This is a genomic window from Nocardioides sp. P5_E3 (assembly GCF_054049275.1).
The window spans coordinates 50010-69282 of sequence record NZ_JBFUMR010000007.1; the positions used below are offsets into that span (position 1 = coordinate 50010).

General features: G+C 71.1%; 17 protein-coding genes and 1 tRNA gene. 6 read left to right on the forward strand and 12 right to left on the reverse strand.

Going from position 1 to position 19273, the window contains the following annotated elements; all coding sequences use genetic code 11:
- Nucleotides 1–5: 5 nt before the first annotated feature.
- The 7 genes from pknB to ACXJKB_RS05850 are packed head-to-tail and all read right to left on the reverse strand — an operon-like array spanning nt 6 to nt 8604.
- A complete protein-coding gene (gene pknB, locus ACXJKB_RS05820) occupies nt 6–1787 on the reverse strand; it encodes a Stk1 family PASTA domain-containing Ser/Thr kinase (protein WP_457186298.1) in 1782 nt (593 codons plus the stop codon).
- Nucleotides 1784–3301, reverse strand: coding sequence for a serine/threonine protein kinase (locus ACXJKB_RS05825; RefSeq protein ID WP_457186300.1), 1518 nt, complete (start codon nt 3299–3301; stop codon nt 1784–1786). Before ACXJKB_RS05825 ends, pknB begins: the two co-directional genes overlap by 4 nt.
- The gene (locus ACXJKB_RS05830; protein WP_457186302.1) at nt 3298–4758 is read right to left on the reverse strand and encodes a peptidoglycan D,D-transpeptidase FtsI family protein; all 1461 of its coding nucleotides are present in this window, start codon (nt 4756–4758) and stop codon (nt 3298–3300) included. Before ACXJKB_RS05830 ends, ACXJKB_RS05825 begins: the two co-directional genes overlap by 4 nt.
- Nucleotides 4755–6158, reverse strand: coding sequence for an FtsW/RodA/SpoVE family cell cycle protein (locus tag ACXJKB_RS05835; protein ID WP_457186304.1), 1404 nt, complete (start codon nt 6156–6158; stop codon nt 4755–4757). The genes ACXJKB_RS05830 and ACXJKB_RS05835 overlap by 4 nt, the downstream gene beginning before the upstream one ends.
- A 13-nt stretch (nt 6159–6171) precedes the next feature.
- Nucleotides 6172–7413 carry a PP2C family protein-serine/threonine phosphatase gene (locus ACXJKB_RS05840; RefSeq protein WP_457186565.1) on the reverse strand — a complete coding sequence of 414 codons (1242 nt, stop codon included), beginning with the start codon at nt 7411–7413 and terminating at the stop codon, nt 6172–6174.
- Nucleotides 7413–7895: an FHA domain-containing protein FhaB/FipA gene (locus tag ACXJKB_RS05845; protein ID WP_457186307.1), complete on the reverse strand. Its 483-nt coding sequence runs from the start codon at nt 7893–7895 to the stop codon at nt 7413–7415. The genes ACXJKB_RS05840 and ACXJKB_RS05845 overlap by 1 nt, the downstream gene beginning before the upstream one ends.
- Complete coding sequence (locus ACXJKB_RS05850; RefSeq protein ID WP_457186309.1) at nt 7888–8604, reverse strand: FhaA domain-containing protein; 717 nt, start codon at nt 8602–8604, stop codon at nt 7888–7890. Before ACXJKB_RS05850 ends, ACXJKB_RS05845 begins: the two co-directional genes overlap by 8 nt.
- 165 nt (nt 8605–8769) lie before the next feature.
- On the opposite strand from ACXJKB_RS05850, the gene ACXJKB_RS05855 reads away from it, so the two are divergent.
- Nucleotides 8770–8852: transfer RNA gene (locus tag ACXJKB_RS05855), tRNA-Leu, on the forward strand.
- Between the two features lie 262 nt (nt 8853–9114).
- On the opposite strand, the gene ACXJKB_RS05860 is transcribed toward ACXJKB_RS05855, so the two are convergent.
- Nucleotides 9115–10749: a DUF4082 domain-containing protein gene (locus ACXJKB_RS05860; protein WP_457186311.1), complete on the reverse strand. Its 1635-nt coding sequence runs from the start codon at nt 10747–10749 to the stop codon at nt 9115–9117.
- Between the two features lie 714 nt (nt 10750–11463).
- On the opposite strand from ACXJKB_RS05860, the gene ACXJKB_RS05865 reads away from it, so the two are divergent.
- From ACXJKB_RS05865 to ACXJKB_RS05885, 5 genes are all read left to right on the forward strand, one after another.
- On the forward strand, nt 11464–14229 hold the full coding sequence (locus ACXJKB_RS05865; RefSeq protein WP_457186313.1) for a cation-translocating P-type ATPase: 2766 nt from the start codon (nt 11464–11466) through the stop codon (nt 14227–14229).
- A 62-nt stretch (nt 14230–14291) separates the two neighbouring features.
- Nucleotides 14292–14927 (forward strand): nitroreductase family protein, encoded by a 636-nt coding sequence (locus tag ACXJKB_RS05870; protein WP_457186315.1) that lies wholly within the window; start codon nt 14292–14294, stop codon nt 14925–14927.
- The gene (locus tag ACXJKB_RS05875; protein ID WP_457186317.1) at nt 14924–15400 is read left to right on the forward strand and encodes a glutathione peroxidase; all 477 of its coding nucleotides are present in this window, start codon (nt 14924–14926) and stop codon (nt 15398–15400) included. Before ACXJKB_RS05870 ends, ACXJKB_RS05875 begins: the two co-directional genes overlap by 4 nt.
- The gene (locus ACXJKB_RS05880) at nt 15397–16410 is read left to right on the forward strand and encodes a right-handed parallel beta-helix repeat-containing protein (protein ID WP_457186319.1); all 1014 of its coding nucleotides are present in this window, start codon (nt 15397–15399) and stop codon (nt 16408–16410) included. Before ACXJKB_RS05875 ends, ACXJKB_RS05880 begins: the two co-directional genes overlap by 4 nt.
- Nucleotides 16411–16417: 7 nt before the next feature.
- The gene (locus tag ACXJKB_RS05885) at nt 16418–16717 is read left to right on the forward strand and encodes a hypothetical protein (protein ID WP_457186321.1); all 300 of its coding nucleotides are present in this window, start codon (nt 16418–16420) and stop codon (nt 16715–16717) included.
- Here the strand turns inward: ACXJKB_RS05885 and ACXJKB_RS05890 are convergent.
- The 4 genes from ACXJKB_RS05890 to ACXJKB_RS05905 all read right to left on the reverse strand — a co-directional run bounded on the left by ACXJKB_RS05890 (nt 16714) and on the right by ACXJKB_RS05905 (nt 19258).
- The gene (locus tag ACXJKB_RS05890) at nt 16714–17979 is read right to left on the reverse strand and encodes a glutathionylspermidine synthase family protein (protein ID WP_457186323.1); all 1266 of its coding nucleotides are present in this window, start codon (nt 17977–17979) and stop codon (nt 16714–16716) included. The genes ACXJKB_RS05885 and ACXJKB_RS05890 overlap by 4 nt on opposite strands.
- Before the next feature lie 19 nt (nt 17980–17998).
- Nucleotides 17999–18457, reverse strand: a complete 459-nt coding sequence (locus tag ACXJKB_RS05895) for a DUF350 domain-containing protein (protein WP_457186325.1) — start codon at nt 18455–18457, stop codon at nt 17999–18001.
- Between the two features lie 71 nt (nt 18458–18528).
- Nucleotides 18529–18915, reverse strand: a complete 387-nt coding sequence (locus ACXJKB_RS05900; RefSeq protein ID WP_457186327.1) for a hypothetical protein — start codon at nt 18913–18915, stop codon at nt 18529–18531.
- Nucleotides 18916–18976: 61 nt separating this feature from the next.
- Entirely contained in the window at nt 18977–19258 is a 282-nt protein-coding gene (locus ACXJKB_RS05905; protein ID WP_457186329.1) for a GNAT family N-acetyltransferase, read from the reverse strand.
- Between the last annotated feature and the right edge of the window lie 15 nt (nt 19259–19273).

Genomic DNA, 19273 nt, shown 5'->3' on the forward strand with positions numbered 1-19273 from the left:
CGCGATCACGCCGGCGGGGTCTCCGTGGGCGTCTCGGTCGGCGTCTCGGTGGGTGTCTCCGTGGGCGTCTCGGTAGGCGTCTCGGTGGGTGTCTCGGTCGGCGTCTCGACCGGCTCCTCGTAGGCGGAGACGAAGATCGTCACGGTGCTGCCCTGGTCGGCGGTGCCGCCGGCCGGGATCTGGTCGACGACCGTGCCCTTGGGCTCGGTGGAGGCGGCGTCGGTGCGTACGTCCGGGGTGAAGCCCGCGTCGCGGATGGCCCGCTCGGCCTGGCCCTGCTTCAGCCCGCGGACGTCGGGGATCTTCTCGGGTCCGTCGGAGAACACGATCGTGATCGTGGTGCCCTCCTCGACCGACGTGCCGGCGGGCGGGTCGGTGCTGAGGACCTGGAAGCGCGGCTCGTCGGAGTCCTCCTCCTGGAAGCGCACCTTGAGGTCCTGGGCGAGCATCGCGGCCCGCGCCTCCTTGCGCAGCGTGCCGACGACGAAGGGGACCTCGACCTCGGGCTTGCCCAGGGAGAGCACGAAGTCGACCGAGCTGCCGGGGTCGGCGAAGACGTCGCGGTTGGGGTCCTGCTCGATGACTGTGTCGGGGGCCACCGTCTCGGAGGTCTCCCGGGTGATCCGGCCGACCTGGAAGCCGGCATCGGCGATCTGGAGGCGGGCCTCGTCCTCGGTGAGGCCGACGACGTTGGGCACCGGGGAACGCTCGGGCGCGTCGTCGAAGAGCATCCCGTTGAGGACGTACGCACCGCCCGCGAGCAGGGCCACGACCAGGATCCCGGCGAGGACCCACCACCCGGCGCGGCTGCGCGACGGCTCGTCGCGCTGGGGCGGCGGCGAGGCGGCCATGGTCGAGGTGGCGTCGCCCGGCGGGACAGGCGGGACGTACTGCGTCTCCGCCGGCGGCAGGACGGCGGGCGCCTGGATCGGGTGGCCGGCGAGGTAGCGCTCGATGTCGGCCTTCATCGCGGCAGCGCTCTGGTAGCGGTCCTCGACGCGCTTGGCCAGCGACTTCATCACGATCGCGTCGATCTCGGGGTCGAGCTGGTCGTCGAGGTCGGACGGCGGGGCCGCCTGCTCACGCACGTGCTGGTAGGCGACCGCGACGGGGCTGTCGCCGACGAACGGCGGCCGGCCGGTGAGGAGCTCGTAGAGCATGCACCCGGTCGAGTAGACGTCGGAGCGTGAGTCCACCGTCTCGCCGCGCGCCTGCTCGGGGGAGAGGTACTGCGCGGTGCCGACCACGGCCGCGGTCTGCGTCATCGTGGAGGAGGCGTCGGAGATCGCGCGGGCGATGCCGAAGTCCATCACCTTCACGTCGCCCGACGGCGTGAGCATCACGTTGCCGGGCTTGATGTCGCGGTGGATGATCCCGGCGCGGTGGCTGTAGTCGAGGGCCGACAGCACGCCGGCGGTGATCTCGAGCGCCCGCTCGGGAAGGATCTTGCGCCCTTCGCGCAGGATGTCGCGCAGCGTGCGCCCCTCGACGCACTCCATCACGATGTAGGGCTGGGCGACCCCGGACCCGTCGGTGGCCATCTCCTCGCCCGTGTCGTAGGTCGAGACGATCGAGGGGTGGTTGAGGGACGCGGACGACTGCGCCTCGCGTCGGAACCGGGCCTGGAAGGTGGCGTCGCTGGCGAGGTCGGTGCGCAGCCGCTTGACCGCGACCGTGCGGCCGAGGCGCTGGTCCTTGCCCTTGCGGACCTCGGCCATGCCACCTCGGCCGAGGAGCTCGCCGAGCTCGTAGCGGCCGCCGATGAGCGTCGGCTCCGGCTGCGTCATCCCTGGTCGTTCCCTTCGTCGTCCTGTCGCTGGCCCGGCGGGGTCTTGCCCCAGAAGCTGACCGTCACCTGGTCGCCCTCCTGGAGGGCGCCGCTCGGCTCGACCGAGTCCACGATGCCGTCCGGCTGGTCGCCGGGGTTGTCCAGCTCCACGGCGACCGGCTCGAGGCCGAGGTCGCGCAGCTCCTTCTCGACGTCCTTGCGGTCGCGCCCGACGTAGGCCGCGGGGTCGACGTCGACCGGGGCCGGCTCGGTCTCGGTGGGCGTCTCGGTGGGCGTCTCCGTCGGGGTCTCGCTCGGCGTCTCGCTGGGAGTCTCCGTCGGTGTGTCCGTGGGCGTCTGGCTGGGTGACTGGCTGGGTGACTGGCTCGGCGAGTTCCCGGGCGACTGCGACTGACCCTGCGAGGGCGTGTTGTCGCCTGTCGAGCCGGTGGGCTCGTCGTCGCGGGTGCCGAGCCAGACGGCCAGCAGCACGGCGACCAGCACGGCCGCGATGCCGAGGAGCAGCGGCCACGGCGTCGTACGACGACGGGCGGGCGGCGCCGGCTCGGGGGCCGGGACCGGGGTCGGGGCGGGTGCGGGAGCAGGTGCGGCCGCCGGCATCACCTCTGTCGTGCTCCCCGCAGGTGCGACGGGCGGGGCGACGACGGTGGCAACGCCCGCCCCGGTGACCGAGGCGGGGGAACGCAGCGCCCGGGCGAACGCGGCACCGTCGGGGAAGCGCTCCCCGGGCGACTTGGCCATCCCACGGCGTACCACGGCCGCGAGGTCGGCGGGCACCGTGTCGGGCAGGTCGGGCACCGGGTTGCGCAGGTGGGCGATGGCGGTGCCGACCGGGGTGTCGGCGACGAACGGCTTGCGTCCGGCCAGGCACTCGAAGGCCACGACGGCGAGGGAGTAGACGTCGGACGCCGCGGTGGCCGACGTGCCCTCGGCCTGCTCGGGCGAGATGTAGGCGGGCGTGCCCATGACCTCACCGGTCTGCGTCAGCGCCATCCCCTCGGCCGCGCGGGCGATGCCGAAGTCGGTCACCTTGATCCGGCGGTCGGGGGTCACGAGGAGGTTGGCGGGCTTCACGTCGCGGTGCACGATCCCGGCCGCGTGGGCGACGCCGAGGGCGTCGGCCGCCTGGGCGAGCAGCTCCTGGGTGGCGGCCGGGTCGAGCGGGGCCCCCGGTCGCAGCAGGGCGGAGAGCGGCTGGCCGTCGACGAGCTCCATGACCAGGTAGGGGCGGTGGGTCGACGACCCGTCGCGGGGTGCGCCCTGCCCATAGTCGAAGACCGCGGCGATGCCGGGGTGGTGGAGCGCGGCGGCGTTGCGCGCCTCGGTCTCGAAGCGGGTGCGGAAGAGCGCGTCGTCGGCGTACTCGGCCTTGAGCACCTTGACCGCCACCGGCCGGTCCAGGACGGTGTCGCGCGCCGACCACACCTCGCCCATGCCGCCTGTGGCGATGCGCGACTCGAGGAGGTAGCGCTGGGCGTCGTCGACGTGTCCGCCCGGGGTCAGCGCCGTCACTGGTTGATCACCGCCTCCATGACCGCCTTGGCGATCGGGCCGCCGAGGCGCCCGCCGCCGATCTCCGAGCGCGAGGTGTCGCTCGACTGCACCAGCACGGCGACAGCCACCTGGGGGTTGTCGGCCGGCGCGAAGGAGACGAACCAGGCGTAGGGCGGCCGGTCGGCCGTGGACTGCGCGGTGCCGGTCTTGCCGGCGACCTGCACGCCCGGGATCTGTGCCGGGGTCGCGGTGCCGGAGTCGACGGTCGCGACCATCATCGTGGTCAGCTCCTCGGCGGTGGTGCTCGAGATCGCCTTGCTGATGCTCTGCGGGTCGGTGCGGTCGAGCACCGACAGGTTGGCCGCGCGCACCTCGTCGACGACGTAGGGGCGCATCACGTCGCCGTCGTTGGCGATCGCGGCGACGACCATCGCCATCTGCAGCGGGGTGGCGGTGACGCTTGACTGGCCGATGCCCGACAGGGCCGTCTGCGGCGGGTCGAGGTCACGCGGGTAGAGCGACTCGGCCTGGCCGCCGAGGTCCTCCAGCGAGGTGTCGTTGAAGCCGAACGCCTCGGCCTGGTCGGCCATCGCGTCGACGCCGAGCTCGTTGGCCAGGCTCATGAAGGTCACGTTGCAGGAGACCTGCAGCGCCTGGGTCAGCGTGATCCGGCGACCGCCGCAGTTGCCGCCGTCGTAGTTGCCGACCGACGTCGTGGACTGCGGCAGCTTGAAGCGGTAGCCGCCGGGGACCTGCGAGTCGGCGTCGTAGTTGCCCGACTCGATCGCGGCCGCGGCGGTGACGAGCTTGAACGTCGATCCCGGCGGCAGCGTGGTGCCGATCGCGCGGTTGATCAGCGGCTCGCGGGGGTCGGCGTTGAGCTCCTTGCTGAGGTCGGCCACGGCGCCGAAGTCGTGCGAGGCGAGCTTGTTCGGGTCGAACGTCGGCGTGGAGGCCATCGCCAGGACGCGCCCGGTCGTCGGCTCGAGCGCGACGACGGCACCCTGCGCATCGCCCGGCAGGGCCTGGAGGCCCTCCCACGCGGCGTCCTGCGCGGCGGCGTTCGCCGCCAGCTGGACGTTGCCGCCCTTGGGGTCGCTGTTGCTGAGCATGTCGACGAGGCGGGTGACGAACAGTCGCGAGTCGTCGCCGGCGAGCACGGAGTTCTGGGAGCTCTCCACCCCGGTCTGGCCGTACCAGGAGAAGTAGCCGGTGATCGGGGCGTACTTCATCGGCTGCGGGTAGACGCGCTGGAACTTGTACTTGTCGTCGGACGGCACGCTGCGGGCGACGGCGTCCTTGCCGACGAGGATCGCACCGCGCTCGCGGGAGAAGGTCGCGGTGATGATCCGCCGGTTGCGGGGGTCGTCGGACAGGGTGTCCGCGCGGACGTACATCAGGTAGGTGACGTTGACGAGCAGCGCCATGAAGAGCACGAGGCAGAAGACCGAGACGACGCGGATGGGCTTGTTCATCGCAGCTTCACCACCTGGGTGGTCTCGCTGTCCTCGCCCGCGTCGTCGACCGGGTCGAGGCGGGGGGTGGGCCGGCGGGCCTGGTCGGAGATGCGCAGCAGCAGCGCGACGACGACCCWGTTGGCGACGAGCGAGGAGCCGCCGTACGAGAGGAACGGGGTGGTCAGGCCCGTGAGCGGGATCAGGCCGGTGACGCCCCCGATGACGACGAAGACCTGGAGCGCGATGATCGTCCCGAGGCCGACGGCCATCAGCTTGCCGAAGCCGTCGCGCGAGATGAGCGCGATGCGCAGCGCCCGCTCCACGATCAGGCCGTAGCAGAGGATCACCGCCATGATCGCGGTCAGGCCGAGCTCCTCGCCGATGGTCGAGAGGATGAAGTCGGAGTAGGCGAACGGCACCCGCTCGGGGAAGCCGTTGCCGAAGCCGCGCCCGATGAGGCCGCCCCAGCCCTGGCCGAACAGCGCCTCGACGAGCTGGTAGCTGCCGGGCGAGTCGTCGTAGTAGTCCATCGGGTGCAGCCAGAAGTTGAAGCGGTTCTGCACGTTGCCGACGAACGTGTACGCCGCCAGCGCGCCGGCCCCGAACAGGAGGCCGCCGACGACGAGCCAGCCGGGCCGCTCGGTGGCGACGTAGAGCATCGCGAGGAAGAGGCCGAAGAACAGCAGCGAGGACCCGAGGTCGTTCTGCAGGACCAGGATCATCATCGACACGCCGAACATCGCCAGGATCGGGCCGAGGTCGCGCCCGCGCGGCAGGTCGACGAAGACGACCCGGCGCCCGGCGAGCGCCAGGGCGTCGCGGTGGAGGACGAGGTAGCCGGCGAACGCGATCACCAGCATCACCTTGGCGACCTCGCCCGGCTGGAAGCTGAAGCCGGCGACGTTGATCCAGATCCGGGCGCCGTTGATCTCGCGACCGACGAGGGGGAGGAAGGGCAGGATCAGCAGCGCGATGCCGAGCAGGCCCGCGGTGTAGGTGAACCGCTGGAGCACCCGGTGGTCGCGCAGCAGGACCAGCGTGACGATGAACAGGACGACGCCGAGCGTCATCCACGTCAGCTGCTGACGCGCGAAGGTGTGCGGGTCGCCCAACGACTCGTAGGTCAGGTCGAGGCGGCGCAGCACCGCGAGCCCGAGGCCGTTGAGGGCGGCCACGAGGGGCAGCAGCACCGGGTCGGCGTAGGGCGCGACGATGCGCACGGTGATGTGCGCGGCGACGATCAGCCCCGTCAGCCAGCCGCCGTAGCCGAGGATGTCTGCGGGCACGGCTCCCTCGACCCCGAGGCCGACGGCGGCGTAGGCGCCGATGCCGACCGCGAGCGCGAGGATCAGCAGGAACAGCTCCGCGCCCCGGCGGCGCCGGTGCACGAAGCCCATGAGGGTCCCGGTCTGACTCATCGCAGTCGGCCCGTCAGTCGACTTCCTGGCGCGCGGCGTAGTTGTCCACGGTCAGCCGCGCGTCCTCCAGGTCGTCGGACTCGATGCCCTCGCGGACCTGCTCGGCGTCGATGTCGCTGAGCCGGGTGAGCTCGACGTCGGTGACCTCGTAGGGGTGGGAGAGCGATACGCCGGGGAGGCTGGCGTCGATGCCGCGGAAGATCGCGACCTTGCCGTCGTCCTCGGCGACGTAGAACTGCTGCTGGCTCCACGACCAGCCGGCGGCCAGCACGACCCAGACCAGGCCGAGCAGCACGGCGGCCACCAGCAGCCGGCGCAACCAGGCATGACGACCGGGGTCGCGGGGCGCGTAGCGCGCGGCCTCGGGGTCGATCGGGTCGGCGACGTAGGCGCCCTCGGGGACGTCGTCCGGGACGGGCGGGATCTCGCCGGTGTCACCGGAGCGGTGGCCACGGAACAGCCCGCCGACCGCGCCGCCGAGCGGAAGGCGCCGGGGCAGGTCGGCGGCCGCGCCGACGAGGAGGGGGGTGAGGTCCTCGGGCGGCGCCTCCTCGGAGACGTCGGCGACGAGGCAGGTGACGTTGTCGGTGCTGCCCGCCTCGAGGCTCGCGCGGACGAGCTCCACCGCGGCGAAGTCGGGGGTTCCGGTGCCGAGGATCTCAGCCATCCGGTCGTGGGTGAGCGTGCCGCACGCGCCGTCGCTGCAGAGGAACACGCGGTCGCCCGGCTCGGCGGGGAACTCGAAGAGGTCGGGCTCCTCGTGGCGGATGCCGTCGAGCGCCTTGAGGATGAGGTTGCGGTGCGGGTGGGTCCGCGACTGCTCCTCGGTGATCCGGCCCTCGTCGATGAGCGACTGGACGAACGTGTGGTCGTGGGTGAGCTGGCGCAGCTCGCCGCGGCGGTAGAGGTAGGCGCGGCTGTCGCCGATGTGACCGACCCCGAAGCGGGTGCCGTCGAAGAGCGCGACGGTGGCGGTGGTGGAGGTGCCGTTGAGGGCAGGGTCCTCCTCGACCAGCTCGGCGATCCGGTCGTCGGCACGGTGCACGGCACCGGCCACCTGGCCGAGGATGTCGTCGTCCGGCTCCTGGTCGAGCTTGCGCAGCGCCTGCACGGCGGTGCTCGAGGCGAGGTCGCCACGGACCGCGCCGCCGACGCCGTCGCAGACCGTCAGCAGCCACGGACCGGCGTAGCCGCTGTCCTGGTTCTCGCGGCGCACCCGGCCGACGTCGGAGATCGCGGAGTAGTGGAGGTACATCACTTCCGCAGCTCCAGGATCGTCTTGCCGACGCGGACCTGGACACCGAGGCCGATGGTGGTGGGCTGGGTGATGCGGACGGGACCGACGTAGGTGCCGTTGGTCGAGCCGAGGTCCTCGACGAACCACTCGTCGCCGCTCACCGCGACGCGCGCGTGGCGGGTGGAGACGTAGTCGTCGTCGAGCTTGATCGCCGCGTCGCTGCCGCGGCCGATGAGGAGCGGGGCGTCGGCGAGCTCGGCACGGGTGCCGGGGTTCTCACCCTCGACGACGAGGAGATGGGTGGGCGCACCGCGGCGCGGCTTCCTGCTGGCCTTCGCGGCCTTGCCCTTGCGGGCAGGAGCGGGCGCGCCGTTGCGCGCCGTCTCGGGGACCCGCGCGCCGAACATGTCGGAGCGGATCACCGAGATCGCGGACAGCACGAAGATCCACAGGATGGCCAGGAACGCCATGCGAATCAGGAAGAGGGTCAGCTCAGACATTCCAGCCCCCGGCCTCGTCGCGTCCGCCGTCGATGCGGACCGTCATCTCGGTGTGTCCGATGCGGATCGTCGACCCGTCGCGCAGGCGGGCGCGAGCCACCTTCGACCCGTCGACGAGGATCCCGTTGGTCGAACCGAGGTCGACCGCCTCGACGCCGTCGATGCTCACCTCGAGCTCGAGGTGGCGCCGGCTCACGCCGGGGTCGTTGATCCGCAGGTCGGCCTCGGTGCCCCGGCCGACCACCAGGCCGGGCGGGCGCAGCGGGTGGCGGGTGCCGTTGACCTCGAGGGTGGCGTGGGAGGAGCGGGTGCGGGTCCGCGAGTCGTTGTCGGTGACGCTCGCCTGCGCCTTGGACCTGATCCGGAAGCGGCCGGTGGTCAGGTCGTCGGCGGACTCGAAGGCGATGCTGATGGGCCCCGTGAAGACGTAGCCCTGCGCGTCGGCGTGGTCCTGCAGCTGGTCGACGAGGTCCTGCTCGAGCGCGCGGCCGAGGCCGACGATGCGCTCGAGGTCGGTGGCGGACAGCTCGACGTGGAAGTCGTTGGGCACCAGTCGGCGCTGCCGGCTCAGCACCTGCGCGTTGTTGTCGCACTCGCGCTGCAGCGCAGCGGCGATCTCGACGGGCTGCACGGCACTGCGGAAGGCCCGCGCGAAGACGCCGGAGATCACGGTCTCGAGCCGCTGCTCGAAGCGCTGCAGGGGGTTCATCGTCAGGCCTCCTCTCGTCGAACCGTCGTGGTGGGCAGGCATCAACGACCGCCCGACCGGTGCGGCCGAGCGTACCGGCCGGGTGCTGCTCCGCCACGGTGGCGCCCCGGCGTCCGGCCGATTGGGAGGGCCTGTCGGGGGTGGGGTAGCCTGAGCCCGCTTCTTGCGCGAGTGGCGGAACGGCAGACGCGCTGCGTTCAGGTCGCAGTGTCCGAAAGGGCGTGGGGGTTCAAATCCCCCCTCGCGCACACAGCGATCAGGGCCCCCGACCAGACGGTCGGGGGCCTTGTGCGTTTCGGCGGACCGTCAGACTCACTGGCGATGTCGTGACTTTCGACGGCGGCGCCCAGCGGTCGGATCGATGAACGCGCTGACGTCTTCATGGCGCCGTGGTTGGGGGTCCTCTCCTCGCTCGAACATGGCGCATGACGAACGGCCCCCACGCCGAAGCGTGGGGGCCGCTCATCGCGAGCTTCCGTGGACCTAGGTCACGGACACGGCACGCGGGGACTACTGGTAGGTGATTGTTGCGGGAGAGCCGGTGGCCGTGACGTTGCCCGTGACCGCAGAGCCTCGGGGCGCCAGGATGTGCCCGGCCTGGAACTCGCCTGCAAAGGTGTTGTTCCGGACGGTGGGCAATTCGGCGATCCCCTTGTTCTCGAAGAACACGCCGTAGGACGAGAGCTGACCGTTCTTCCGAACGCCGACGAAGTAGTTGTCCTCGATCAGGTAGGCGCTGATCCGCACGTTGCCGGTCTGCCACTGCACGAAGAACGGGGCGGTGTTACCGGTCTCGAAGCGGTTGTGCCGGATGGTGACGTTCGCCCCGGCGGTCGCCATGATCCCGTCAGTGTGGGCGGCCTCCCAGCCGGGGTCGCCCATCGGGAAGTCGTGAAGGTAGGAGTCAACAACCGTGGTGTCACCGTCCACGCGCATCCCGTGGACGGTGTGGTGGATGTTGACGCGCTGCACGAGGTTGCGAGCCTGGCCTGACTGATAGAAGCCGGAGAGCACCCCGATGCTCGGCTGGAAGGTTGTTCCTCCCGCTCCGCCGCCGATCTCGGTGTCGGTAAGGGTCGAACCGGTGCCCAGCTCCACGCACCAGTCCCGCTCGCCCGTGCAGCGGATCCGCGAGTTCTTGATGGTCACACCGTTGTAGCTGTTGTGCACGGCGCCGTTGATGTCCAGACCGTCCAGGACGGCATTGTTCTGAGTGACCACGACCCTCACGCCATCCCAACGCCACCCGGTCCCCTGCGTGCGCTGACCGGGAACCGTGACCATCGTGGTTCCTGCTGGCACGCCTGTGTTCGACGCGGTCGGCCATCCGGTGGGGGCAGGTGTCGGCGTCGGCGTCGGCGTCGGCGTCGGGGTCGGCGTCGGCGTCGGGGTGGGCGTCGGCGTCGGGGTGGGTGTCGGCGTCGGTGTCGGCGTCGGGGTGGGTGTCGGGGTGGGTGTCGGGGTGGGTGTCGGCGTGGGTGTCGGCGTGGGCGTCGGCGTGGGCGTCGGCGTGGGCGTCGGGGTGGCCGTTGCGCTCGTGGGAGCGAAGAGGACGTCGATGAAGTAGTGCGAGCCTCGCCACGTCTGAGTCGGTCGACCCGTGCCGGACGTGAAGGTGCCGCGGAGGGCGGTCAGGCCGCGGGCGGACAGCGTCTTGCCGTTGTCGAAGACGTTCGTCTCCGTCGCGTAGTGCCCGTTGGCAGCTCGATACGAGACGGTGTACCTCTCGCCGGCTCGGATTCGAGCGGGCGTGCTCAGCGTCGCGGTCTTCCAGCCGTCAGTCGACGTTGCCGGGAAGGCCACCGAAGCGATTCGACGCCCGGCGGCGTTCCACACGGCGCCGGTGGTGGCCGGGCGATTGGCTCCGGCGGCGTAGTACTGGACCCCGCGCAAGCGGCCGGCAGTGGCACTGCGGAACTCCAGGCCGAGGGTGACGCTCTGCGCGTCCTCGGAAGACGGCACCACGGGAACCGTCGAGTCGGACCAGATGCCGTACGAAGACGCGGGGGCCTGGTCATCCGAGGCTGGGGCCGCGTAGGCAAGGACGTGGGGCAAGACAGCGAACGACGCGGCCAAGATGCCGGACAGTAGCGCTAGCGCCATCACGGGACGCGTTAAGCGCGCGTCAGTGAGGTGGGACTTCATGGGGGTGATCTCCAGATGCTCTCGGGGTGTCTAGGGGGTCCTTTTTCGACTGCCCCCCAGGACGAGACGCTGCGAAAGCGCATCACCTCGTCCTCAGAACTCGAGCCCGGCAGGGCCACGAGTTCCGGCTGTCACCCCTCCCAGAACGACGGCGCACAAGCACTCGTATCGCTTTGGGGGTCTAGACAGGTACCGGTGGAACCTAACACCACACTCCGGGAATCCTTGACCAGATCTAGGGAAATGCGACCGATATACCCTATTTGTGTCGTGTTTGGCATGCACGGCCGATGGGTTGCTTCCGGCCGCTGCCCCAATCGGAGAGCTCGCCGGGATAGGAGCTGCGCCGTCCACGTGGGCTCCGAATGAAGGCGCTGCGTGCCGGACTGCAACCGCGTTCCACTCGTTGCTTACATCGCAGCCGCGGTGCGCTGCTCGGGTCGGTGGCGGTCGGCGAATGCCTTGTCTCGCATCGGGGCCGAATCAATGCCCACCGCGACGGGTAGCTGCACAGCCGGCAGACCGTCGAGCCTCAGATGGTGACTTCGGATCAGATCAGGGCCCCCGACCAGACGGTCGGGGGCCCTGTGCGTTCCCCGGACCACCGACGGAAACTACTCCGCTCTGGGTGAGGCGCCCCTCCCTGTCGACGCCTACGTTCGAGCCACGGAATCGGCGCGGCAACGTCCGACGTAGACGACAGGAGAGTCGCTGATGACGACGGAGCATGCAGTCCCTGGTGCCGCGAGCCCGACGGTCGATCCGGTCAGCGCCGACGCGGCACAGGTCGCCCAGGCGTTCGGAGTCGCGCCCGAGACCGGCCTGTCCGCGCAGGAGGCGAAGGCGCGGCTGGAGTCGATGGGCGCCAACCGTCTCTCGGAGACCGCCAAGGAGTCCGGCCTGAAGGCCTTCCTGCGGCAGTACCAGGACTTCATGCAGGTGATCCTCCTGGTGGCGGCCGTCGTCAACCAGCTCGTCACGCAGGAGACCGGGACCACGGTGCTGCTGGCCGGCCTGACCGTGTTCAACGCCGTGATCGGGCTGCGCCAGGAGTCCAAGGCGGAGGAGAGCGTCAAGGCGCTGGCCCAGATGATGAAGACGATCGCGCGGGTGCGCCGCGACGGCCAGGCCGTCGAGATCGACGCCCAGGAGCTGGTGCCCGGCGACGTCGTGCTGGTCGAGGCGGGCAACCTGATCCCCGCCGACGGCCGCGTCTACCTCGCGGCGACGCTGGAGATCGAGGAGGCGGCGCTGACCGGCGAGAGCCTGCCGGTCGGGAAGTCGGTCGAGCCCGTGATGGGCGAGGACGTGCCGCTCGGAGACCGGACCTGCATGGCGTACATGAACACCTCCGTCACCCGCGGCCGCGGCGAGATGATCGTGACGGCCACCGGCATGAAGACCGAGATCGGCCACATCGCCAACATGCTCGCCAGCGCCGAGACCAGCAAGACGCCGCTGCAGAAGCAGCTCGACTCGCTGTCCAAGATCATCGCGAGCATCGCCGGCGTGGCGCTGCTCCTGGTCCTCATGCTCGGCCTCGCCCGCGGCGAGTCCTTCGACACCCTCTTCGTCACCGGCGTCGCGCTCGCGGTGGCCGCCATCCCGACCGGGCTGCCGGCCGTGGTGACCGCCCTGCTGTCGATGGGCACCCGGGAGATCGCCAACCGCCACGCCATCGTCAAGCGGCTGCCGGCGGTGGAGACGCTGGGCTCGACGTCCGCGATCTGCTCGGACAAGACCGGCACCCTGACCCTCAACAAGATGACCGCCCGGCAGCTGCTCATCCCCGGTCAGAACCGTTACACGGTCTCGGGCGAGGGCTACAGCACGGCCGGCGACATCACCCATGTTGGCGGGCAGAACCACGACCTCGACCCCTACCTCCTGCCGATGGTGCTGTGCGCGGACGCCGTGCTCGACGGGGAGAGCCTGATCGGTGACCCCACCGAGGGCGCGCTGATCGTGCTGGGCGCGAAGGGCGGGCTGGACATCGCCGGCACCCGGTCCGCGCTGCCACGGGTCGCCGAGGTGCCGTTCGACTCCGACTACAAGTTCATGGCGACGTTCCACGAGATGACGGCGGACGACGGCCGCCCCGTCGTCCGCTGCTACGTCAAGGGCGCACCCGACGTGCTGATCGCGCGAGCGACCACCTTCCGGAGCCCCGACGGGACCCTGGTGCCGATCACCCCGGACAACCAGCACCTGGCCCTCGAGGCGAACGACAACATCGCGAACGCCGGCGAGCGCGTCATGGTCGTCGCCCAGCGCGACCTCGACCCGCAGGTCATCCAGGCCGGGGGCGACCTGATCGACCACGTCCGCGACCTCACCCTGCTCGCCATGGTCGGCATCGTCGACCCGCCGCGGGCGGAGGCGAAGGCGGCGATCGCGGAGTGTCGGGACGCCGGGATCCGGGTCCGGATGATCACCGGCGACCACGCCAGCACCGCGGCGGCCATCGCAACCGAGCTGGGCATCCCCGGTCGGGCGGTGACGGGACACGAGTTCGCCTCGATGACCGATGAGGAGCTGCTGGGGCAGCTGGACGACATCGGCGTCATCGCCCGGGTGGCGCCGGAGGACAAGGTTCGGCTCGTGACCCTGCTCAAGCGCATGGGCAACGTGGTCGCGATGACCGGTGACGGCGTCAACGACGCGCCGGCGCTGAAGACCGCGGACATCGGTGTCGCCATGGGCATCACCGGCACCGAGGTCTCCAAGCAGGCCGCCGTGATGATCCTGACCGACGACAACTTCGCCACCATCGTCGGAGCGGTGTCCTACGGCCGGACCCTCTACGACAACCTGCTGAAGTACCTGCGGTTCCAGATGTCGACCCTGGTGGCCTACATCGCCGTCTTCCTCGCTGCCGGTGTCCTCGACATCGCCAACGGTTCGCCCCTGAACCCGCTGCAGATCCTGTGGCTCAACATGGTGGTGGACATCCCCCTCGCGATCGCCCTCGGCTTCGACCAGCCGGCGCGCGGCCTGATGGCCCGCCCTCCGCGCCCCATGAGTGCGCCGGTCCTCTCGCGCGCCAACTGGATCCGCCTGTGCATCCAGGGTGCCGTGATGACCGTCGGGGCGCTGGTGGCCTACCAGATCGGCGACGCCCAGGAGGGCGCCGTGGTCGCTGCGACGATGCTGCTCACGACGCTGTCGCTGTTCCACCTGGCGGGGGCGCTGCTGTGCCGCGACCAGGTGAACACGATCTTCGACCGGGACGCACTCCCGGCCGTGACCCAGCTGCGACGCTACGGGCTCGCACTCCTGGCCATCATCCTCATCACCAGCATCGACTTCCTGCAACGCATCTTCGGCACCACCGGCCTGACCTTTGCCCAGTGGTGCATCTGCACCGGCCTCGCCGCCACGCTGATCGTCGTCGACGAGCTGATCAAGCTCATCGGCCGACGCCGCCAGCCGGCGTCCGACGTCGTGGCGCTTCCGACGCTGGTCCCCGCCCGCGCGTGAGGCACGGCACCACCGACGCCCTCGAGCACTGAGGCGTCCGGACGGTCGGCATACTCGGCCGCATGACCGACCGCGCACCCCACCCCACCGCCGACGGCCTGGCCGAGCCGCTGCGGTCGCGCTGGAGCCCGAGCGTGTACGACGACGCGCACCGGTTGAGCAGCACCGAGGTCGAGACCCTGCTGCGCGCGGCCCAGTGGGCGCCGAGCAAGGGCAACACCCAGCCCTGGGCGTTCTTCGTCTGCGTCCCGGGCACCCCCCAGCACGACACGCTCGTCGCGACCCTGAGCCGCGGCAACGCCGGCTGGGTGCCGCGCGCCTCGGTCGTCTTCGTCACCACTGCCCAGGTGCGAGAGAGCACCGAGCCGGACGCGGCGTCGTACAGCGACCACGCCCTCTACGACGTCGGCCAGGCCGCGGCCCACCTGACCCTGCAGGCCGGGGCGATGGGCCTGCACACCCACCAGTTCGCCGGCTTCGACCACGACGCGCTCGCCGAGGCGCTCGGCGTCCCCGCCACCCACCGGGTGCTCACCGGCATCGCGGTCGGGGTGCCGGGCGACCCCGCCGAGGTCGACGAGCGCACCGCCGCGCGCGACCGGCGCGACCGCGCACGCAGGCCGCTGGACGAGTGGGCGTTCGGTGAGCGGTTCGGCGAACCGTTCGTGCCGGCGTCGCTGGCAGACTCTGGGGCATGACCTCTCTCTCCGACTTCTCGGCCGCCGCGATCGACGGCACCGACACCGACCTCGCGCAGTACGACGGCAAGGTCGTGCTGGTGGTCAACACCGCCTCGCAGTGCGGGTTCACCGGCCAGTACAAGGGCCTGCAGCAGCTCCAGGACAGCTACGCCGACCAGGGCCTGGTCGTCCTCGGCTTCCCGTGCGACCAGTTCGGCAACCAGGAGCCGGGCGACGAGGCGGAGATCTCCGACTTCTGCGAGCGCAACTTCGGCGTGACGTTCCCGCTGTTCTCCAAGGTCGACGTGAACGGCGACGACGCGCACCCGCTCTTCGAGTGGCTCAAGGACTCCAAGGGCGGCCTGCTCGGCAGCAAGATCAAGTGGAACTTCACCAAGTTCCTCGTCGGCCGCGACGGCCAGGTCATCGACCGCTACGCACCGCAGACCGAGCCGGAGAAGCTGTCCGTCGACATCGAGAAGGCGCTGTGACCCGGGCCGGCGTCCTCGCCGCGGCGGTCGTCGCCGCGGTGGTGGCGTCGGCGGCGCCCGCGGGAGCGGGTCTCGTGACGGTCGCAGAGCGACCTCCTCGACCGGCGATGAGGACCGCCGACGTGGTCGTCGGCACCGGCACTCCCGCGTCGTGCACCTCACGCGCGGTCGTGCGCGCCGTGGCCAAGGGCGGCGTGATCGGCTTCGACTGCGGTCCCGACCCCGTGACCATCGCGATGACGAAGACTGCCAAGGTGGTCAACACCTCCGCGCGCGTCGTCCTCGACGGCGGCGGCAAGGTGACCCTGAGCGGCGAGGGCCGGCGGCGGATCCTCTACATGAACACCTGTGACAAGGCCCAGGTCTGGACGACGTCGCACTGCAACGACCAGGCGGAGCCGCGGCTCGTGCTGAAGCGGATGCGCCTCGTCCGCGGCAACAGCACGGGGGAGACGACGGACGGCGGCGGTGGTGGCGCGGTCTTCGTGCGCGGCGGCCGGCTCACGATCGTCGACTCGACCTTCGCCGACAACCGCTGCGACCGCACCGGCCCCGACGTGGGCGGGGCAGCCGTCCGGGTGCTCGACCAGCACCGCGACCGGCCGGTCGTCGTACGCCGCTCCACCTTCACCGGCGGCCGGTGCAGCAACGGCGCGGCGCTGAGCAGCATCGGCGTCTCGTGGCGCATCAGCGGGTCGACGTTCACGGGCAACCGCGCGATCGGGCGCGGCGCCAACCCGGCGCGACCCGGCAGCCCCGGCGGCGGGTCGGGCGGCGCGATCTACCTGGACGGCGACGACATCCACCTGACCGTGGAGGACTCCACGATCACCGGCAACCGCGCCCGCGAGGGCGGCGGCGCGATCTTCTTCGTCTCCAACGACCGCACCGGCACCCTCACCATCGACGGCTCACGGCTGACCGACAACCCGAGCGACGGCTTCGAGACGATCCCGGGGATCTTCTTCCTCGGGGCGAGCCGGACGATCACCGACTCCGTGGTGCGCTAGCGCGCAGGTGGAGCCGACCGAGGACGAGAAGTGGCTGGTCGTCGACGGCCGGCGCTGGCGGCGTACGGACCCGGCGATCCCGGCGGACGCCCTCGCGCGACTGACGTCGCACCTGGGCCGCGGCCGGTCGGGCGTGCGCACGGCGTCGTCCGAGGCCGAGCTCGAGGCCACCCGGCACCGGACGCAGCTCGCCAAGGTCGGGCTCGGCGAGCGGGGCACGCCGTGGTGGGAGCAGACCGAGTCCGAGCGCAGTGAGCGCTGGGAGTCGGCTTTGGCGGAGCTGGACGCGCTGGACGACCAGAGCTAGCCGAGCGAGGGCGCGTCGGGGCCGACGCGCTCGGCCAGCCACTGCGCCACCTGCTCCTCCGACGGCGCGAGCCCGTCGCTGATGACGTGGGGCGCGACGCGGGAGAAGTAGTCGGTGACGAGGTTGTCGGACTCCCGCACGAGCATCCCGGCGGCCTCGCCGTCGACGATCCACGACCCGAGCACCACGCGGTTGCCCTCGAAGCTCGGCAGGTCGGTGTAGGCCTGGTAGACCCAGCCCTCGGCGCCGTACCCACCGGGCATCACGACGTCCTCGAGGGTGTCGTCGAGGTGGATGCGGATGTTGTCGCCCTCGCGCCCGTGCAGCGGCTTGGCGACCCAGCGCTCGAGGTCGCGCGGCTCGTCGAAGTACGCCGGCAGCAGCAGGCGGTGGCGCGGGAACAGCTCCCACAGCACCGGCAGCAGCGCCTTGGTGCTGAGCAGCGCCTTCCACGCCGGCTCGATCCACCGCGTCGGGCGCGACTCCTGCTGCTCGACGACGTGGCGGCCGAACGGCTCGGCCAGCATCTCCTCCCAGGCGTAGAGCTTGAAGGCGTTGCGCAGCGGCTCGTCGTGGACGTCGCGGTAGTCGCGGGTCTCGGGGTTCCAGCCGACCTCGGCCATCGGGTGCGCCATCGTGATCCAGCCGGCCTGCACGGCGGCGTCCATCAGGTAGTGGACGGTCATCTCCATCTCGCCGCCGTCGTAGGAGTCCTCCTCGCCCAGGTCGTAGAGGAAGTGCATCCGGTCGCCGTCGAAGTGCCCGGACCGCCGCAGCTTGCGCCACCCGGTGACCAGCCGGTCGTGGACGGAGTTCCACTGGTCCATCTCCGGCATCACGTCCTCCATCCAGTTCCACTGGACGATCCCGGTCTCCACGAGGCCGGTGGGGGTGTCGCCGTTGATCTCGAGCATCTTGATCGACCCGTCGGCGCCGTACGCCAGGTCGAAGCGGGCGTAGAGCGCCGGGTCGTCGGCCTCGATCGAGCGTCGTACGACACCCAGCGAGCCGGGCGGGAGGCCGAGCCGCTCGTCGGTCATCGTCGTCGCCATGTGGGTGACGGCCTGCAGGCACATCGCCCACAGCTCCTCGGTGGCGGCCTCGAGCGCCTCCACCTCCTCCATGGTCACCTCGTACCAGGCGTCCTCGTTCCAGTAGGGCAGCTCGGAGCCGTCGGGCATCTTCGTGGTCGGGAAGACCAGTCCCTGCTCGACGACGGTGTCGCGCCAGCCCTCACGCGCCCGCGACCGGTGCCGCCACATCTCCTCGACCCCTGCCCGGTCAGGCGATGCTGGCGCACACGATGGCGCCGACCGAGAGGGCGACCGCCGCGGCGACCTGGGCGAGGGGGCGCACGGGCCCCGGGGCGGTGACGATCTGGCGCAGGTCGCCCGGGGTGATCGCCTCGACGGCGAAGAACATGAGGGTGTTGAGGGCGATGCCGACCGCGCCGAAGGCGACGGTCCACACCAGCGCAGAGCCGAGCGAGGTCTCGCCGTTGGTCCAGATGGCGGTGAAGAGCACCGCCGCGTTGGAGACCAGCCACGCGGAGGTGACCACGCCCGCGCCCTTGGAGTGGGCGTGCACCGACTCGTTGCCGTTCTCGTCGACGCCGCGGAGGTGGGTGCCGAGGTGGCCGGGCGTGGCGAGGTCGAGCACGTAGTAGGCCACCACGAGCATCGCGCCCCCGACGAGGGCGTAGGCGACGGCGTGGAGGAGGGCGTCGAGCAGGTCGGTCACGGAAGTCTCCTGGGAGTGGTGCCTGAGCGGTGCGGTGCAGTGCTGGGTGGTCGGGTGCGGGACGGTCCGGCTCAGCCGAAGCCGCGCGAGCTGCCGCCGAAGCCACCCTTGGTGGTCGCGGACTTCACGGTCGAGCCGCCGGTGGTGGGCAGGCCGCCGCGCTGCACCGTGCCGTTGAGGGTGCGGCCGTTGAAGGTGCCGCCGGTCACGGTCGAGCCGACGCCGGGGACGACCGACCTCGCGGCGAGGTAGTACCAGAAGAAGCCGGCGCCGCTCCCGTTGTAGTCGGAGTCGTCGTCGCACTGGTCGTCGGCGACGCGCTCCTCGGTGTCCGGGTCGACGCACACGGCGGCGTAGTCGGCACTGGAGGCGCACCCGGTCAGGCTGCTGGCCATCAGCGCGGTGATGCCCAGCGAGATGCTGGTCGAGCGCATGCGGCGGCGGGTGGGCGTGGTCATCGGGGTCCTCCCGGACGGTCCTGGTGGGTCGAGTTCGTCGGCGTGCGCGTGCGCGTGCCGGCTAGGCGGCGACGAGGTCGGCGTACTCGGGGTGCTTCTCGATGTAGGACGCCACGTAGGGGCAGTCGGGTCGCACCGTCAGCCCGCGTGAGCGGGCGTCGTCGAGCGCCGAGCGGGCGAGCGTCGAGGCGTGGCCCTGCCCGCTGAAGGCGGGCGGCACCTCGGTGTGGATCAGCCGGATCACGTCGCCGTTGAGGCGGTAGACGAGGAAGCCGACGAGCTGGTCGCCGGATCGCAGCTCGTAGCGGTGGCTGTCGGGAACGTCCACGAACTCTGTGTCCACAACCTGAGCCTAGTC

Bases quoted from the DNA above. Each gene is read 5' to 3' on its own strand.
- pknB (WP_457186298.1), bottom strand. From the start codon at position 1,787: ATGACGCAGCCGGAGCCGACGCTCATCGGCGGCCGCTACGAGCTCGGC.
- ACXJKB_RS05830 (WP_457186302.1), bottom strand. From the start codon at position 4,758: ATGAACAAGCCCATCCGCGTCGTCTCGGTCTTCTGCCTCGTGCTCTTC.
- ACXJKB_RS05840 (WP_457186565.1), bottom strand. From the start codon at position 7,413: ATGTACCTCCACTACTCCGCGATCTCCGACGTCGGCCGGGTGCGCCGC.
- ACXJKB_RS05845 (WP_457186307.1), bottom strand. From the start codon at position 7,895: ATGTCTGAGCTGACCCTCTTCCTGATTCGCATGGCGTTCCTGGCCATC.
- ACXJKB_RS05850 (WP_457186309.1), bottom strand. From the start codon at position 8,604: ATGAACCCCCTGCAGCGCTTCGAGCAGCGGCTCGAGACCGTGATCTCC.
- ACXJKB_RS05860 (WP_457186311.1), bottom strand. From the start codon at position 10,749: ATGAAGTCCCACCTCACTGACGCGCGCTTAACGCGTCCCGTGATGGCG.
- ACXJKB_RS05865 (WP_457186313.1), top strand. From the start codon at position 11,464: ATGACGACGGAGCATGCAGTCCCTGGTGCCGCGAGCCCGACGGTCGAT.
- ACXJKB_RS05870 (WP_457186315.1), top strand. From the start codon at position 14,292: ATGACCGACCGCGCACCCCACCCCACCGCCGACGGCCTGGCCGAGCCG.
- ACXJKB_RS05875 (WP_457186317.1), top strand. From the start codon at position 14,924: ATGACCTCTCTCTCCGACTTCTCGGCCGCCGCGATCGACGGCACCGAC.
- ACXJKB_RS05890 (WP_457186323.1), bottom strand. From the start codon at position 17,979: ATGTGGCGGCACCGGTCGCGGGCGCGTGAGGGCTGGCGCGACACCGTC.
- ACXJKB_RS05900 (WP_457186327.1), bottom strand. From the start codon at position 18,915: ATGACCACGCCCACCCGCCGCCGCATGCGCTCGACCAGCATCTCGCTG.